General features: G+C 64.7%; 16 protein-coding genes. 9 read left to right on the forward strand and 7 right to left on the reverse strand.

What is annotated here, in order from left to right:
• Positions 1–134: 134 nt before the first annotated feature.
• From A4C63_RS03255 to A4C63_RS03265, 3 genes are all read right to left on the reverse strand, one after another.
• A complete protein-coding gene (locus A4C63_RS03255) occupies positions 135–926 on the reverse strand; it encodes an OmpA family protein (protein ID WP_063911481.1) in 792 nt (263 codons plus the stop codon).
• Positions 927–976: 50 nt separating this feature from the next.
• Complete coding sequence (locus A4C63_RS03260; RefSeq protein ID WP_063911482.1) at positions 977–1,390, reverse strand: DUF4398 domain-containing protein; 414 nt, start codon at positions 1,388–1,390, stop codon at positions 977–979.
• Positions 1,391–1,667: 277 nt separating this feature from the next.
• Positions 1,668–2,012, reverse strand: coding sequence for a hypothetical protein (locus A4C63_RS03265; RefSeq protein WP_063911483.1), 345 nt, complete (start codon positions 2,010–2,012; stop codon positions 1,668–1,670).
• Positions 2,013–2,292: 280 nt separating this feature from the next.
• Between A4C63_RS03265 and ppc the strand changes: the two genes are divergently transcribed.
• The 6 genes from ppc to A4C63_RS03295 all read left to right on the forward strand — a co-directional run bounded on the left by ppc (position 2,293) and on the right by A4C63_RS03295 (position 8,945).
• Complete coding sequence (gene ppc, locus A4C63_RS03270) at positions 2,293–4,920, forward strand: phosphoenolpyruvate carboxylase (protein WP_063911484.1); 2,628 nt, start codon at positions 2,293–2,295, stop codon at positions 4,918–4,920.
• 257 nt (positions 4,921–5,177) lie between these two features.
• Positions 5,178–5,828, forward strand: a complete 651-nt coding sequence (gene adk / locus A4C63_RS03275; protein ID WP_003259830.1) for an adenylate kinase — start codon at positions 5,178–5,180, stop codon at positions 5,826–5,828.
• Positions 5,829–6,116: 288 nt separating this feature from the next.
• On the forward strand, positions 6,117–6,791 hold the full coding sequence (gene tsaB / locus A4C63_RS03280) for a tRNA (adenosine(37)-N6)-threonylcarbamoyltransferase complex dimerization subunit type 1 TsaB (RefSeq protein WP_063911485.1): 675 nt from the start codon (positions 6,117–6,119) through the stop codon (positions 6,789–6,791).
• A 131-nt stretch (positions 6,792–6,922) separates the two neighbouring features.
• Complete coding sequence (locus A4C63_RS03285) at positions 6,923–7,213, forward strand: hypothetical protein (RefSeq protein ID WP_063911486.1); 291 nt, start codon at positions 6,923–6,925, stop codon at positions 7,211–7,213.
• A gap of 3 nt (positions 7,214–7,216) precedes the next feature.
• Positions 7,217–8,086 (forward strand): DUF72 domain-containing protein, encoded by an 870-nt coding sequence (locus A4C63_RS03290; RefSeq protein ID WP_063911487.1) that lies wholly within the window; start codon positions 7,217–7,219, stop codon positions 8,084–8,086.
• A gap of 28 nt (positions 8,087–8,114) precedes the next feature.
• Entirely contained in the window at positions 8,115–8,945 is an 831-nt protein-coding gene (locus A4C63_RS03295) for an oxaloacetate decarboxylase (protein ID WP_063911488.1), read from the forward strand.
• A gap of 2 nt (positions 8,946–8,947) precedes the next feature.
• Here the strand turns inward: A4C63_RS03295 and A4C63_RS03300 are convergent, their stop codons facing one another.
• Positions 8,948–9,568: a hypothetical protein gene (locus A4C63_RS03300; protein ID WP_063911489.1), complete on the reverse strand. Its 621-nt coding sequence runs from the start codon at positions 9,566–9,568 to the stop codon at positions 8,948–8,950.
• Between the two features lie 103 nt (positions 9,569–9,671).
• Here A4C63_RS03300 and A4C63_RS03305 point away from each other — a divergent pair, with 103 nt between their 5' ends.
• The gene (locus A4C63_RS03305) at positions 9,672–10,448 is read left to right on the forward strand and encodes a class I SAM-dependent methyltransferase (protein ID WP_063911490.1); all 777 of its coding nucleotides are present in this window, start codon (positions 9,672–9,674) and stop codon (positions 10,446–10,448) included.
• A gap of 129 nt (positions 10,449–10,577) precedes the next feature.
• On the opposite strand, the gene A4C63_RS03310 is transcribed toward A4C63_RS03305, so the two are convergent.
• Positions 10,578–11,219 (reverse strand): TetR/AcrR family transcriptional regulator, encoded by a 642-nt coding sequence (locus tag A4C63_RS03310; protein WP_063911491.1) that lies wholly within the window; start codon positions 11,217–11,219, stop codon positions 10,578–10,580.
• Between the two features lie 169 nt (positions 11,220–11,388).
• Between A4C63_RS03310 and A4C63_RS03315 the strand changes: the two genes are divergently transcribed.
• Together A4C63_RS03315 and A4C63_RS03320 are read left to right on the forward strand one after the other, a co-directional pair.
• Positions 11,389–12,489: an efflux RND transporter periplasmic adaptor subunit gene (locus A4C63_RS03315; protein ID WP_063911492.1), complete on the forward strand. Its 1,101-nt coding sequence runs from the start codon at positions 11,389–11,391 to the stop codon at positions 12,487–12,489.
• 6 nt (positions 12,490–12,495) lie between these two features.
• Positions 12,496–15,561 (forward strand): efflux RND transporter permease subunit, encoded by a 3,066-nt coding sequence (locus A4C63_RS03320; protein ID WP_063911493.1) that lies wholly within the window; start codon positions 12,496–12,498, stop codon positions 15,559–15,561.
• 130 nt (positions 15,562–15,691) lie between these two features.
• Here A4C63_RS03320 and A4C63_RS03325 read toward each other — a convergent pair whose 3' ends face one another.
• The gene (locus A4C63_RS03325; RefSeq protein WP_063911494.1) at positions 15,692–16,381 is read right to left on the reverse strand and encodes a DUF4197 domain-containing protein; all 690 of its coding nucleotides are present in this window, start codon (positions 16,379–16,381) and stop codon (positions 15,692–15,694) included.
• A 33-nt stretch (positions 16,382–16,414) separates the two neighbouring features.
• The gene (locus A4C63_RS03330) at positions 16,415–16,813 is read right to left on the reverse strand and encodes a YbaY family lipoprotein (RefSeq protein ID WP_063911495.1); all 399 of its coding nucleotides are present in this window, start codon (positions 16,811–16,813) and stop codon (positions 16,415–16,417) included.
• Positions 16,814–16,844: the final 31 nt, after the last annotated feature.

The following is a 16,844-nucleotide window of genomic DNA, read 5'->3' on the forward strand; positions in this document are numbered from 1 at the left end:
CGCTCCCACAGGGATCGCGCAAAGCTCGAAACCGGCGCCGTACCTGTGGGAGCGGGCGTGCCCGCGAAAGGGCCGGAACAGGCAAAAGAAAGCCCCGCGTCGATCGCGGGGCTTGTCAGTTCAGCTAGCCAGCCTCACTGCTGTACCTGGCTCACCGAGCGCGGCGCCACCGGCTGGTTGTCGTTGGAGATGGTCACCTCCACCCGACGGTTCTGCGCCCGCCCCGAATTGCTCGAGTTGTCCGCTACCGGGTACTCCTTGCCATAGCCTTGGGCGACGATGCGCGCCGGGTCGACGCCGGCACGTACCAGAGCCATGCGCACGCTGTTGGCGCGGCGCTCCGACAGGCCTTGGTTGTAGTTGGCCGAGCCGACGCTGTCGGTGTACCCCTCGACGATCACCTTGCGTTCCGGGTTTTCCTGGAGGAACTGCGCCAGCTTGGTGATGTTCGGGTAGGCGTTGCTCTTGAGTTGGGCCTTGTTGAAGTCGAACAGCACGTCGCCGAAGGTGACCAGCGTGCCGCGGTCGGTCTGTTTGGCATTGAGGCTGTCCTGCAGCTTGGCGATCTGCGCGTCGCGGGCGTCCAGCTTGGCCTGGGCACGCTGGGCCGAGGCGTTCTTCAGTTCACCTTCGGCAGTGCGCAGGGCGATAGTCTGCTTGGCCACTTCGACACGCTGGTTGGTCAGGTAGGCCAACTGGTCGACCTTCTTCTCGTCTTCTCGGTCCATGTAGGCCTTGTCGGCCTTGTTCAGCCAGTCCTGTGCGTCCTTGGTCTCCAGCGCTGCAACCTTGCTCGATTGCGGGTCACTCTGCAGCGAGGAGAAGTTGGTGCGGGCCGATTCGAGGTTGGCGTTTGGGTCGTGCGAGCAGGCGGCAAGGCCGATACTCAGAGCCAGCAGGGCGGGAATCATGACGTAGTTGCGCATAGTGTTCATCCTTTGATCGTTTGCGAAGGCCGAGGTTGGCAGGGCAGGGCTCATTGAGCGCTGCGCAGGCCTTCCTCACGTACGTCCTGAACGCCCTCGCGGGCATCCAGCACGGCCTTCTGGGCCTTGGCCGCCTGGGCCTTGCGTTCGGCGAGGCGGGCGTCCCATTCGGCCTGTTCGGCCAGGCGCCTGGCGTCGTCGTATTTCTTGTCATGCATGGCGATCTCGGCCTGCTTGAACTTGTCCTGGGCCGCTTTCATTTCCACGGCGGCGAACTCGGTGCCGCCAGCGCTGACGGCGGAGTTCACGGCGGACTGGGTGACGGCATATTGCTCGGTGGGCGGGTTGCCCGCACAGCCGGCCAGGGCCAGGCTGCTGCCCAGGGCCAGCGCTGCCAGCTTGAACCCGCGCACATGAGTGGATGAGGGTTCGCAAGTGCGGGTTTTCTTGGTAGTCAGTTCCATTGGATCACTCCTGTTGACGACGATGTCCGTAGCAGTCCATCGCTCATTCCCTGACACGTCCGCGCGCTTCAGCTCAACGGTGCACAACGGCAGGTGTGCAGGGTTTTAGCGTGATGGCTATTGGCTGTGACTGAGGCTTTTTCCGGATAGTTCAGAAAAAATCACCCTTAACGGACAACTATTTCTGACTAATCGGTCAGTGTGATTCGTCCGGAACTTTTGCGGTGTATAGCGGTATTCCGGGCCCCTACTAGGCCCGGAAGAATGGGGCGGCGGGTTACTTCTCGCTGTCGGCTGCGGGGTTGCTCAGGGCGTGCAGATGCTGGCGCGACAGTGAAAGAAAGCGCGGAGTAGGGCCTATGTCCTCGTACAGCGGGTCGCCTTCTTCGTCGGTGGCGATGACCTGGCGGCCCTGCACATAGGGGAAGCTGGCTTCCAGTTCCTCAAGAGCGGCTGCGACCAGTTCACCGAGCAGTTCTTCTGCGGTGCGCTTGGGGTACATGTCGATCAGCGCGGCCAGGCGCGCCTCTGACTCCAGGTCCAGGTGCAGGACATGGCCAGTGGGGCTGAGGGTACCGGCGGCATTCTGTTCCCAGTGCCGGGCGAGTTCACGAATTTTCATGATGACCTCTGTTGACGCCTGAAAAGGCTGCATTGCATGGGAGTCTCGTGCTTTCACTTTAGTTTGCTTTGGCCGATCACGGCTTGCCATCGCCGCCCGGCTGTGGGCACTCTTGCCAGGTATGCCGCACCCTCTGTGGGAGCGGGCGTGCCCGCGAACACCGGCAACGCCGGTGCCAGACACCGCGTTGGATTCTTCGCGGGCAAGCCCGCTCCCACAGGGGATCGCGTAAAGGCTTAAAGGGATGCAATGCGCCAGAGCCGCGCCGGAGAGAGGGCCAATGACCGATATCGATGTGCGTTTGCGTGAAGATGTCCATGTGTTGGGTGAGTTGCTCGGCGAAACCATTCGCCAGCAGCACGGCGAAGCGTTCCTGCAGAAGATCGAGGACATCCGCCACAGTGCCAAGGCCGACCGTCGCGGCGCCGGCGAGCAACTGAGCTCGACCCTGGCGGACCTGGCCGAGGAAGACTTGCTACCTGTGGCCAGGGCCTTCAACCAGTTCCTCAACCTGGCCAACATGGCCGAGCAGTACCAGTTGATCCGTCGCCGCGACGCCGACCAGCCCGAGCCGTTCGAGGCCCGGGTGTTGCCCGAACTGCTGGCGCGCCTCAAGCAGGCCGGGCACGGCAATGATGCCCTGGCCCGGCAGCTGGCCAAGCTCGACATCCAGCTGGTGCTCACCGCGCACCCCACCGAGGTGGCCCGCCGTACCCTGATCCAGAAGTACGACGCCATCGCCGGCCAGCTGGCTGCCCAGGACCACCGCGACCTGACCCCGGCCGAACGCCAGCAGGTGCGCGAGCGCCTGCGCCGGCTGATCGCCGAGGCCTGGCACACCGAAGAAATCCGCCGCACCCGGCCTACGCCGGTAGATGAAGCCAAGTGGGGCTTCGCGGTGATCGAGCATTCGCTGTGGCATGCCATTCCCAGCCACTTGCGCAAGGTCGACAAGGCCCTGCTGGAGGCTACCGGCCTGCGCCTGCCGCTGGAAGCGGCGCCGATCCGCTTCGCCTCGTGGATGGGCGGTGACCGTGATGGCAACCCCAACGTGACCGCTGCGGTCACCCGCGAAGTCCTGCTGCTGGCGCGCTGGATGGCCGCCGACCTGTTCCTGCGCGACATCGATGCACTGGCTTCCGAGTTGTCCATGCAGCAGGCCAACGACGCCCTGCGCGAGCGTGTCGGCGACAGCGCCGAACCCTACCGCGCCGTGCTCAAGCAACTGCGCGACCGCCTGCGGGCGACGCGCGCCTGGGCGCATTCGGCGTTGACCAGCAACCAGCCGGCCAGCGCCGAGGTGCTGGTGGACAACCGCGACCTGATCGCGCCGCTGGAGCTGTGCTACCAGTCCCTGCACGCATGCGGCATGGGTGTGATCGCCGAAGGCCCGTTGCTGGACTGCCTGCGCCGCGCCGTGACCTTCGGCCTGTTCCTGGGCCGCCTGGACGTGCGCCAGGACGCCGCCCGCCACCGTGATGCGCTGAGCGAGATTACCGACTACCTGGGCCTGGGGCGCTATGCCGACTGGGATGAAGAGCAGCGCATCGAGTTCCTCCAGGCCGAGCTGAAAAACCGCCGGCCACTGCTGCCCGCGCACTTCAAGCCGCAGGCCGATACCGCCGAGGTGCTGGCCACCTGCCGGGAAATTGCCGCCGCGCCGGCTGCCTCGCTGGGCTCTTACGTCATCTCCATGGCCGGTGCTGCTTCGGATGTGCTGGCGGTGCAGTTGCTGCTCAAGGAGGCTGGCCTGACGCGGCCCATGCGCGTGGTGCCACTATTCGAGACCTTGGCCGACCTCGACAATGCCGGCCCGGTGATGCAGCGCCTGCTCGGCCTACCAGGCTACCGCGCCAACCTGCGTGGCCCGCAGGAAGTGATGATCGGCTACTCCGACTCGGCCAAGGATGCCGGTACCACGGCAGCGGCCTGGGCGCAGTACCGGGCCCAGGAAAACCTGGTGCGCATCTGCGCCGAGCACCAGGTCGAGCTGTTGCTGTTCCACGGCCGTGGCGGCACGGTAGGCCGCGGTGGAGGCCCGGCCCATGCCGCGATCCTGTCGCAGCCACCAGGTTCGGTGGCAGGGCGCTTCCGTACCACCGAGCAGGGCGAAATGATCCGCTTCAAGTTCGGCTTGCCGGGCATCGCCGAGCAGAACCTCAACCTGTACCTGGCTGCCGTCCTCGAAGCCACCTTGTTGCCACCGCCACCACCGCAGCCGGCCTGGCGCGAGTTGATGGACCAACTGGCCGCCGATGGCGTCAAGGCCTATCGCGGTGTGGTGCGGGAGAACCCCGATTTTGTCGAGTACTTCCGCCAGTCGACCCCGGAGCAGGAACTGGGGCGCCTGCCGCTGGGCAGCCGCCCGGCCAAGCGCCGCGCCGGTGGCATCGAAAGCCTGCGGGCCATCCCGTGGATCTTCGGCTGGACCCAGACCCGCCTGATGCTGCCGGCCTGGCTTGGCTGGGAAACGGCATTGAGCAATGCCCTGGCCCGTGGCCAGGGTGAACTGCTGGCGCAGATGCGCGAGCAATGGCCGTTCTTCCGCACCCGCATCGACATGCTCGAGATGGTGCTGGCCAAGGCCGATGCGCAGATCGCCGAGGCCTACGACGAACGTCTAGTGCAACCGCACTTGTTGCCTTTGGGTGCGTACCTGCGCGACCTATTGTCGCAGTCGTGCCAGGTGGTACTGGGCCTGACCGGGCAGCCGGTGCTACTTGCGCACAGCCCCGAGACGCTGGAATTCATCAGCCTGCGCAACACCTACCTGGACCCATTGCACCGTCTGCAGGCCGAGTTGCTGGCCCGCTCGCGCAGCCGCGAAGCCGCTCTGGACAGCCCGTTGGAGCAGGCCTTGCTAGTCACTGTGGCGGGTATTGCAGCCGGCCTGCGCAACACCGGCTGAGGGTAGGCCCGGGGTGCCCCGGGCAAGTACTGTGCTGGGCGTGCAAGTGGACGAAGAGGGTGGTTGCGCCGGGCGCAACCGCCTGCCAGGCCAGCCGTAGGTGGCGCATTCCTGCAACTTTGGGACGCTTGTCTGGCTGCCGGGCGCTGTGTATCTTGAGCAGCCTTCTGACCGATTTGTGGTCATACCCGATTTTCCGGACTTGGCCCTGGTCGCCGAATCCATTGAATTTCATAAAAAAATTTGAGGAGCACAAGATGCGCGTAATTTTGCTGGGAGCTCCCGGGGCCGGTAAAGGTACTCAGGCAAAGTTCATCACCGAAAAGTTCGGTATCCCCCAGATTTCCACCGGTGACATGCTGCGTGCCGCCGTCAAGGCCGGCACCCCGCTGGGCCTGGAACTGAAGAAAGTCATGGATGCCGGCCAGCTGGTCTCCGACGAGTTGATCATCAGCCTGGTCAAGGAGCGCATCGCCCAGCCTGATTGCGCCAAGGGCTGCCTGTTCGACGGCTTCCCGCGCACCATCCCGCAAGCCGAAGCCATGGTCGCTGCCGGTGTCGACATCGACGCCGTGGTCGAAATTGCCGTGGACGACGAGGAAATCGTTGGCCGCATGGCTGGCCGCCGCGTGCACCTGGCCTCGGGCCGTACCTACCACATTCAGTACAACCCACCGAAAGTGGAAGGCAAGGACGACGAGACGGGTGAAGACCTGATCCAGCGCGATGACGACAAGGAAGAAACCGTTCGCCATCGCCTGTCTGTCTACCACAGCCAGACCAAGCCGCTGGTGGACTTCTACCAGAAGCTGTCGGCCGCCAATGCCGGCAAGCCGAAGTACAGCCACATCGAAGGCGTCGGTTCGGTTGAAGCCATCACCGCCAAGGTCCTGGCAGCCCTGAGCTGATCCAGCGCCTGACGCACCTCGACAACGGCCCGCTTGCGGGCCGTTGTCGTTTGTGGGACTCGGCATTGCGGCCCTGATGCGGCCTCTGTGGCAGCGGGCGTGCCCGGGAAGAATTCAACGCGGTGGCTGGCACCGGCTGCGCCGGTGTTCGCGGGCACGCCCGCTCCCACAGAGACCGCGCCAGTTCGCATGTAGCGCCTAATGGCCGTACAGCTGCCCCTTGGGGACACAACGCCGCCGCTGTTCTATACTGCCGCTCTTTTTCACTCGCACCTGGATACCCGTTCGATGACCACCCTGCTGGCCCTGGATACCGCTACCGAAGCCTGTTCCGTCGCACTGCTGCATGACGGCAAGGTAACCAGCCATTACGAGGTGATCCCGCGCATGCATGCCCAGAAGCTGCTGCCGATGATCAAGCAGTTGCTGGCCGACTCCGGCGTGGCGCTGAATGCGCTGGATGCCATCGCCTTTGGTCGTGGCCCGGGCGCGTTCACCGGCGTGCGCATTGCCATTGGTGTGGTCCAGGGCCTGGCTTTTGCCCTGGAGCGCCCGGTGTTGCCGGTGTCCAACCTGGCCGCACTGGCCCAGGGCGCGCTGCGCGAGCACGGCGTGCAGCAGGTGGCGGCCGCCATTGATGCGCGCATGGATGAAGTGTATTGGGGCTGCTACCAGGCCAGCGAAGGCGAAATGCGCCTGCTCGGCCAAGAAGCAGTGTTGCCACCCGAGCAGGTGGCACTGCCGGCTGGCAGCGCTGGCGAATGGTTCGGTGCCGGTACCGGTTGGGGCTACGCCGAGCGCCTGGCGGTGCAGGTGGCGGCCAGCAATGCCAGCGCCTTGCCCAATGCCCTGGACATCCTCAGCCTGGCCAGGTTTGCCTGGGCACGTGGCGAGGCGATCGTTGCCGAACAGGCGCAACCGGTCTACCTGCGCGATAATGTAGCGACACCCAAGAAGCGCTGAGTGTTGTTTGTCGGTTATCACCGATGACACTAAAACCTTTTGCGTGATCTGTGGTCCAGTTATCACTCGAGCATTAGCGATGGAACCCTGATGCTGCTAAATTGCCATCATCGATCCTGAGTGCTCATGCCATGCGTATCGACGGTTTCTCACCGCAGTCCTACCCGATCAAGCGCTCGCCGCGCAAGGCGGCGGTGCGTGAGGAGGCCATCGAAGATGCCGAGGTGATCGAGCAGGCCGAAGCTGCCCCTCAGGAAGCCACCGCCCGCCGTCGCAGTGGTGGCCTGCCAGCCCGCCAGCAGGACATGATCTTCCCCCGCGCCCGTGACCGCCGCACTGCTACCGCATTGGCCAGCTACCTGAGCACCGCCGGTTTTACCGACTGGGACATGGAAGTAATGGGGCTCGACCTGTACATTTAGTGGATGAGTTCATCGCCACTGCCTTATTTTCTCGGTTGCCCGTCCTGGAGCGAAAACGCCTGGCGCGACTACCTGTATCCCGCCGACGCCAACAGCAGTGAGATGCTTGGCTACTACAGCCGGGTATTCAACGCCGTCGAGGGCAATACCACCTTCTACGCCCGTCCCGCACCCGGCACCATTGCGCGTTGGGCGCAGATCATGCCCGAGCACTTCCGCTTCACTGCCAAGTTCCCCAGGGACATCAGCCATGAAGGCGACCTGCGCGATCAGCTCGAACCGGCCTTTGACTTCACCCGCCTGATGGCCCCGCTGGGCCAGCGTGTAGCACCCTACTGGCTGCAGTTGCCGGCCCAGTTCGGCCCCGCACGGCTGGGCGAGCTTTGCCACTTCCTTGACGAGATCGGGGTGCCGGTGGCTGTGGAGGTGCGCAACCAGGCCTTCTTCGCCAAGGGTGAAGAGGAGCGGTTGCTCAACCGCCTGCTGCATGAGCGCGGTGTGGAGCGTATCTGCCTCGACCCGCGTGCCTTGTTCAGCTGCACCTCTCGTGACCCCGCCGTGCTGCATGCGCAGGCGAAGAAGCCCAAGGTACCGCCACGCCCGGCAGCCTTCAGCCAGCAGCCGCAGGTGCGCTTCATCGGCCATCCGCAGCTGGAGGCCAACGAGGCCTTCCTTACCCCCTGGGTAGACAAGGTTGCCACCTGGATCGAGGAAGGCCGCCGCCCCTACATATTCCTGCACACCTCGGACAACCGCCTGGCCGCGGCGCTGGCCCAGCACTTTCACCAACGCCTGATGCAGCGCCTGCCGGGCCTTGCCGCGCTGCCGGAATTGCCGCGCACCCCCGAGGTCGAACAACTAGGGCTACTCTGACCATTCCCTGACTGCCGGAGGTTGAACCATGGATGTGCAAACCCTGCGAGCGGAAGCCTTCAAGGCCCTGCACGAGCGCGACAGCGCCTTCGTCATCCCCAACCCATGGGATGCCGGTTCGGCCAAGCTACTGGCCAGCTTGGGCTTCGAGGCGCTGGCCACTACCAGCGCAGGCCTGGCTTTCAGCCTGGGGCGGCCGGACGCCGAAGGGGCCTTGACCCTGGAAGATACCTTGGACAACGCCGGTGAGATTGTCGATGCCACCCCCTTGCCGGTGGCTGCTGACCTGGAGAACGGCTTTGGCGAGCAGCCCGAAGATTGCGCCCAGACCATTCTGCGGGCAGCAGAAGTCGGCTTGGTGGGTGGCTCTATCGAGGATGCCAGTGGCCGCAGCGATGCACCGATCCATGACTTCGAGCTGGCAGTAGAGCGTGTGCGCGCAGCCGTGCAGGCGGCGCGCAGCCTGCCGTTCCCGTTCACCCTGTGCGCCCGGGCAGAAAACCTGCTGCACGGGCGCATGGACCTGGACGACACCATCCTGCGTTTGCAGGCCTATGCCGAGGCCGGTGCCGACGTGCTCTACGCGCCCGGGCTGCGTACTGTCGAGGAAATCCGCGCGGTAGTGCAGGCCGTCGCGCCACGGCCGGTGAATGTGCTGATGGGCATGGCGGGCGTGCCACTGAGCGTCAACCAGTTGCAGGACCTGGGCGTACGCCGTATCAGCGTCGGCTCATCGCTGGCCCGTGCCGCGTTGGGGGCCTTCCACCGGGCCGCGCTGGAAATTCGTGATGAGGGCACGTTCGGCTACGGGGAACAGGCACTACCGTTCACCCAGCTCAACGAACTGTTCCGCCGCTGACCTCAGGCGTGGGCGCGCACGTTGTTCAGCACCACCGGGCGGGCCCAGTGGATGTCGAACTCCAGGTCGTTCTGCTGCTTGGCCAGGGTGGCGTCGTCGAACGGCTCGGGGGCCGGGTCCAGCAGGTTGGTCTCGAACTCGGCGATCGGCAGGAACAGCGAGCGCGGGGTAGGGCCGGGGCCGGGCTCGGCAATGGGGTGACCTTGGCTCATCACCACAGGGCGCAGCCAGCTGTTGCTGATATCAAGCTGGCGCTGCTGTTCGATCAGCTCGACTGCGCTGAACGGCTCGGGAGCGGGCGGCAGCAGGTTGGCTTCGAGTTCTGCCTTGGGCAGGAACAGTGGCTCTGGCGGTGCCACCTCGGTGTCGTGTACCGGGCAGGCACGCTGGGCGTCGATCAGGGCCAGCGCGCGGGCGCCGCCGATCGGCTCGCCGCTGGCCTCGTCATACTGCACGAACGACTGGCTGACGCTGTCTGCGGGCTCTTCCTGCTGCTCGGCCATGGCCCGGGCAAAGAAATCCTGCCACAGGTGGCTGACGCCCCCGAGTGCCTGGGTGTTGTGCTGACTGTAGTTGCCGACAGGCGACAGGTAGGTCAAGCCGATGGGAAGAGTATCTGACATGGCAGTCGCGCGCGTTGTGCTCTGGCAGAATAGCGGGATATTGCCTGTATCGGCCGAGGTGGCCGATACATTAAGGGCTGGGTTCAATTTCTAGGTGTGAATGATGGAAGAGCAGGGCACAGGTATCCGGGTCGAGGCGCTGTCGGCTGAATTCGAGGCGCAAGCCGCTGCGTGGGCCGAGCGTCTTGAGCTGCCGCTGCGGGACGATGCCGCCGGGTTTGCCGTGCAGGTGGGCGTCGATGGCTTGCAGATCCAGCAGTTGGGCCCGCAGGCCCCGGGGCCGGTGCGGGTGGACTTCGTCGAAGGCCAGGCCGCGCACCGGCGCCAGTTTGGCGGTGGCAACGGGCAGATGATCGCCAAGGCCGTGGGTATTTCCCAAGGTGTACGGCCGCAGGTGCTGGATGCCACTGCCGGGCTGGGCAAGGATGCGTTCGTACTGGCCAGCCTGGGCTGCCAGATGACCCTGATTGAGCGCCAGCCGTTGATTGCCGCGCTGCTGGAGGATGGCCTGGCGCGGGCCCGTGCGGATGAAGAGGTGGGGCCGATCGTGGGGCGCATGCGCCTGCTGACCGGCAACGCCATCGAGCGCATGCGAGCCTGGGAAGGCGAGGCACCCCAGGTGATCTACCTCGATCCGATGTTCCCGCATCGGGACAAGAGTGCGCTGGTGAAGAAGGAAATGCGTGTGTTCCGGCCTTTGGTGGGCGACGACCTGGATGCCCCGGCCTTGCTCGAAGCTGCCCTGGCGCTGGCGACCCACCGAGTGGTGGTGAAGCGGCCGCGCAAGGCCCCGATCATCGACGGGCCGAAGCCGAGCCATAGCCTGGAGGGCAAGTCGAGCCGGTATGACATTTACCCGAAGAAGGCGCTGAAGGCCTGATTTGGCTATGCCTGTGCGGGCCTCTTCGCGGGTAAACCCGCTCCCACAGGTGCTGTACAAACTTCAAGATCACATCGACCCTGTGGGAGCGGGTTTACCCGCGAAGAGGCCCGCACAGGCATCCAGATATCAGGGCTGGAATGCCCGCATGAATACCCCGACCACCTCGCGCACATGCGCCTCGGCCTCATCCCTCTCCAGCGCCCCCGCGCACCCCAGTAGCAACCGGTAATCCGGTGCGCCCTTGACCAGGCAGAAGAAGTGTTCCGCCGCACGCAGCGGGTTGTCGATGCGCAGCAGCCCGCGCTCATGCGCCCCGCGCAGCAATGCTTCCATCCCCGCCAGCACCCGCTTGGGCCCGGCTTCGTAGAAGTACTCGCCAAAACTCGGGTCGAGGCTGCCCTGGGCCATGATCAGGCGGCTGAGCTTGACCGCTTCATCGCTGCTGATCAGCGCCTGGAAGCCACGGGCAATAGTCAGCAGCACCTCTTCCACTGGCACCCCATCGGGGTACTCGAAAAGCAGGTCGGGCAACTGGATCTGGCAGGTTGCCATGACCGCTGAGCCGAACAGTGTCTGCTTGTCGGTGAAGTGGCTGTAGACGGTGAGCTTTGAAACACCTGCCGCCGCAGCGACCGCATCCATGCTGGTGTTGGCGTAGCCAAGGCTGAGGAACAGTGCCTTGGCGGCTTCGAGAATCGCCTCGCGCTTGGCCAGGTCCTTGGGCCGGCCCGGGCCGATGGGTGCGTCGTTGGACATTGTTTTCTGCATCTGGTTGAAGAATCGCCCATCTTAACGGGTCAGGCGCCATTCGGGTGAACCCGCAAGGCTCAAACCCTACCCTGCAAAAACCGGCAGGCCCCCTTTCCGGCACCGATTGCCTGATTTAATATACTTACCAGTATAAATATTCAATGCGCCCTCTGCGAAAGGATTCATCATGTTGCGCCATGCCTTGTCCATCGCCCTGTCCGCTGCTGCCGTGCTGTTCCTGGCGGCGTGCGGCCAGGAAGCAGCCCCACCTGCTGTGCCGCGCCCGGCGTTGGTGGTGCAGCCGCAGCCGGCTGAAGCCGCTGCCGACAGTTACCCCGGCGAAGTGCGTGCGCGCTTCGAGCCGGAACTGGCCTTCCGCATAGGCGGCAAGGTCAGCAAGCGGCTGGTCGAGGAAGGGCAGCGGGTCAAGGCCGACCAGCCGCTGGCCGAGCTGGACCCGCAGGACGTGCGCCTGCAGCTGGAAGCCAACCGTGCCCAGCTGGCGGCCGCCGAGGCCAACCTGTCGCTGGTGCGCGCCGAGCGCGATCGCTACCAGAAGCTGCTGGAACGGCAGATGGTCAGCCATTCCCAGTACGACAATGCCGAAAACCTCTACCGCGCCGGCCTGGCCCGGCTGAAACAGGCCAAGGCCGAGTTCGACGTGGCTGGCAACCAGGCCGAATACGCTGTGCTGCGGGCACCGCAGGCCGGGGTGATCGCCAAGCGCCAGGTCGAGGTGGGCCAGGTGGTCGCAGCCGGGCAGACCGTGTTCACCCTGGCCGCCGATGGCGAGCGGGAAGTGGTCATCGGCTTGCCGGAGCAGCAGTTCGCCCGCTTCGCCGTGGGCCAGCCGGTGAGCGTGGAGTTGTGGTCGCACCCGCAAGAGCGCTTCCAGGGGCGCATCCGCGAGCTGTCACCGGCTGCCGATCCGCGTTCGCGCACCTTCGCTGCGCGTATCGCCTTTACCTCGGCCGCCGCGCCGGCGGAGCTGGGCCAGAGCGCCCGGGTGTTCATCGCCCATGAAGGGCTGATCCCGCTGGCGGTGCCCCTGTCGGCAGTCACTGCGGAAAACGGCCAGGCCTACGTCTGGCGGGTCAACAAGGACAGCCGCCTGGAGCGGGCTGTGGTACGTCTGGGGGCCTATGGCGCCGACAGCGTACCGGTGCTCGAAGGCCTTGCCCCGGGCGACTGGGTGGTCGCCGCTGGCGGCCATGTACTGCGCGAGGGCCAGGAGGTACGCCCCGTGGACCGCACCAACCGCGTAGTGAACCTGACGGCCAAGGAGTAAGTCCCGATGGGTTTCAACCTTTCTGCCTGGGCGCTGCGCAACCGCCAGATCGTCCTGTTCCTGATGATCCTGCTGGCGGCCATTGGCGCCATGTCCTACACCAAGCTTGGCCAGAGCGAGGACCCGCCATTCACCTTCAAGGCCATGGTCATCCGTACCCTGTGGCCGGGTGCCACTGCCGAGGAAGTGTCGCGCCAGGTTACTGAGCGCATCGAGAAGAAGCTGATGGAAACCGGCGAATACGAGCGGATCGTCTCGTTCTCCCGACCGGGCGAATCGCAGGTCACCTTCATGGCCCGCGACTCGCTGCATTCCAAGGACATCCCCGAGCTGTGGTACCAGATCCGCAAGAAGGTCGCCGACATCCGCCATACCTTGCCGCCGGAAATCCAGGGCCCGTTCTTCAATGACGAGTTCGGCACCACCTTCGGCAATATCTATGCGCTGACCGGTGAGGGCTTCGACTACGCGGTGCTCAAGGACTATGCCGACCGCATCCAGATCCAGCTGCAGCGGGTCAAGGACGTGGGCAAGGTCGAGCTGATCGGCCTGCAGGACGAGAAAATCTGGATCGAGCTGTCCAACCTCAAGCTGGCCACTCTCGGCGTGCCGCTTGAGGCCGTGCAGCAAGCCCTGCAGGAGCAGAATGCGGTCAGCACCGCCGGCTTCTTCGAAATGCCCAGCGAGCGCCTGCAGTTGCGGGTGAGCGGGCGCTTCGACAGCGTCGAGCAGATTCGCCAGTTCCCCATTCGCGTCGGTGACCGCACCTTCCGTATCGGCGATGTGGCCGAGGTGCATCGCGGCTTCAACGACCCGCCCGCACCGCGCATGCGCTTCATGGGCGAGGATGCCATTGGCCTGGCGGTGTCGATGAAGGACGGCGGCGACATCCTGGTGCTGGGCAAGGCCTTGGAAAGCGAGTTCGAGCGCCTGGCACGCAGCCTGCCGGCGGGCATGGAACTGCGCAAGGTCTCTGACCAGCCAGCGGCGGTCAAGGCTGGCGTGGGCGAGTTCGTCCAGGTGCTGGTCGAGGCGCTGGTCATCGTGCTGCTGGTGAGCTTCTTCTCCCTGGGCCTGCGCACGGGGCTGGTGGTGGCGCTGGCCATCCCGCTGGTACTGGCCATGACCTTCGCCGCCATGCACTACTTTGGCATCGGCCTGCACAAGATCTCCCTTGGCGCGCTGGTGCTGGCCCTGGGCTTGTTGGTGGATGATGCGATCATTGCCGTGGAGATGATGGCGATCAAGATGGAGCAAGGCTATGACCGCCTCAAGGCGGCCAGTTACGCCTGGAGCAGCACCGCCTTCCCGATGCTCACCGGCACCCTGATCACGGCGGCGGGCTTCCTGCCTATTGCCACGGCAGCCTCCAGTACGGGCGAGTACACCCGTTCGATCTTCCAGGTGGTGACCATCGCCTTGCTGACCTCCTGGGTGGCCGCCGTGGTATTCGTGCCTTACCTGGGCGAGCGCCTGCTGCCAGATCTGGCCAAGCTGCATGCCGCGCGCCATGGCAAGGACAGCCACGCGCCAGACCCTTATGCCACACCGTTTTACCAGCGTGTGCGGCGTGTGGTGGAGTGGTGCGTGCGGCGGCGCAAGACGGTGATCCTGCTGACCATTGCCGCCTTTGTCGGCAGTATCCTGCTGTTCCGTTTCGTGCCCCAGCAGTTCTTCCCGGCCTCCGGGCGACCGGAGCTGATGGTCGACCTGAAACTGGCCGAAGGTGCCTCGCTGGCCAACACCGCCGAGCGGGTCAAGCAACTGGAGGCGCTGCTCAAGCAGCAGGACGGCATCGACAACTACGTGGCCTATGTGGGCACCGGTTCGCCGCGTTTCTACTTGCCGCTGGACCAGCAACTGCCGGCGGCCAGCTTCGCCCAGTTTGTGGTACTGGCCAAGTCGATGGAAGACCGCGAGCGCCTGCGAAGCTGGCTGATCAGTACCGTGGACCAGCAATTCCCCGACCTGCGCGCGCGGGTCACCCGCCTGGAGAACGGCCCACCCGTGGGTTACCCGGTGCAGTTCCGGGTAACTGGCGAGCACATCGAGAAGGCCCGTGCACTGGCCCGCGAAGTGGCCGACAAGGTGCGCCAGAACCCGCATGTGGTGAACGTGCATCTGGACTGGGAGGAGCCGAGCAAGGCGGTGTTCCTCGAGATCGACCAGGACCGTGCCCGCGCCTTGGGCGTGAGCACCGCGCACCTGTCGAGGTTCCTGCAAAGCTCGCTGACCGGCACCACGGTCAGCCAGTACCGCGAGGACAACGAACTGATCGAGATCCTGCTGCGCGGCACCCGGCAGGAACGCAGCGAGCTGAGTAACCTCGGTAGCCTGGCACTGCCGACCGACAACGGCCAGAGTGTGGCGCTGTCGCAGGTGGCGACCCTGGAGTATGGCTTCGAGGAAGGTATTATCTGGCATCGCAACCGCTTGCCGACGGTGACCGTGCGCGCCGATATCTACGACAAGGAGCAGCCGGCCACGCTGGTGAAACAGATCGAGCCGACCCTGCGGGAGATACGCGCGAAACTGCCGGATGGCTACCTGCTGGAAGTGGGCGGTACGGTTGAGGACTCCGAACGCGGGCAGAAGTCGGTGAATGCCGGCATGCCGCTGTTCGTGGTGGTGGTGCTGAGCTTGCTGATGATCCAGTTGCGCAGCTTCTCGCGTACGGTGATGGTGTTCCTCACCGCGCCGCTGGGGTTGATTGGCGTAACCCTGTTCCTGCTGGTGTTCCGCCAGCCGTTCGGCTTTGTTGCCATGCTCGGCACCATTGCCCTGGCAGGGATGATCATGCGCAACTCGGTGATCCTGGTGGACCAGATCGAGCAGGACATTGCGGCGGGGATGCAGCGCTGGCAGGCGATCATCGAAGCCACGGTGCGGCGCTTCCGTCCGATCGTGCTGACCGCGCTGGCGGCGGTGCTGGCGATGATTCCGTTGTCGCGTAGCGTGTTCTACGGGCCGATGGCGGTGGCGATCATGGGCGGGTTGATCGTGGCCACGGTGCTGACCCTGCTGTTCCTGCCGGCGTTGTATGCGGCGTGGTTCAGGGTGAAGAAAGCCTAGCGGCTTTCACCGCCCTGTAGGAGCAGCCTTGTGCTGCGAAGAGGCCGGGGCAGCAAATGAAAATTCATGTTGCTGTACCGGCCTCTTCGCAGCACAAGGCTGCTCCTACAGGGAATTGCGACAACCGGAATCAGAGGGCGCCGAAGACCTTCTTGGCCAGGCTGGTAGCTGCTTCAGCCGGGTTCTGGCGAATGCTCTGCTCCTGCTTGCCGATCATCTCGAACAGGCCATCCAGTGCCTTTTCTGTCACGTAGCTCTCGATGCTGGCGCTCTTGGCATCGACCACACCCAACGCCACGGCCTGCCCGGCAAAGTTGTTGTACTGCTGAGCCAGGCCAACCTTGTCGGTAGCCTGCTTGACGATCGGCAGGAACTTGGCGCGGATCTGCTCGCGGCTGCTCTTGTTCAGGTACTGGGTGGCCGAGTCGTCACCGCCGCTGAGAATACCCTTGGCATCGGTCACGCTCATGTTTTTCACGGCATCCACGAGAATCGCCTGGGCCTGCGGCACGGCAGCCTCGGCGGCCTTGTTCATGCCGGTTTCCAGGGCTTCGACCTGTTCACCTTTGCCGAACATCTTCATCGCCTTGGCGGCCTTGCCCAGGTTGCCAGGCAGTTCGATGCGCACATCCGGGTTGTTGCTGAAGCCGCCCGGGGTGCTCAGTTGCTTGACGGCCAGTTGTGCGCCCTGGGTCAGGGCATCTTTCAGGCCACCGGTGGCGTCTTTCTGGGTCAGGTCGCCCAGCGACAGGGCCAGGGCGCTGGCCGACAGCAGCAGGCCGGCGCACAGGGTGGTGAAGCGCAGGGAAGTGCGGATCATGGAGCTTTCCTTGTAAACAGATGAATACGGGTATCAGCGGACCGGATCGACCTTGATCCGCACGGGCTGCGGGTCACTGCCGTCGAGCATGACGCCGTGGTGTTCGGTGTTGATGAACAGCAGCTTGCCGTCCAGCTCAATGCGCGCGCTTACCGCATAGCGGTGGCCGGGTTTGACCTGGGCCGGGTCGTAGGTGAGGTGGAATGGCAGCGGTACGTTGCCTTTGACCGGGCCGGCCTGGCGGGCCAGGGTCACGGCAGGGGCATCCATCAGCGAAACATCCTGCAGTTCCACGCTCAAGGTAGCGGCAGGCGGCAGGGCAATACGCTGCAGGTAGAAGACTTCACCGTCCAGGCTGGCCTGGGTGGATGAGGTTTGGCTGGAGCAGGCTGCGAGCAAGGATGCGCAACACAGCATAAAGAGCTTTTTCATGGGGTCTCCGGTGTCCTTGGAGCTGGCTTGT

It is taken from the genome of Pseudomonas sp. p21 (assembly GCF_001642705.1).
In the GTDB taxonomy this organism is placed as follows: domain Bacteria; phylum Pseudomonadota; class Gammaproteobacteria; order Pseudomonadales; family Pseudomonadaceae; genus Aquipseudomonas.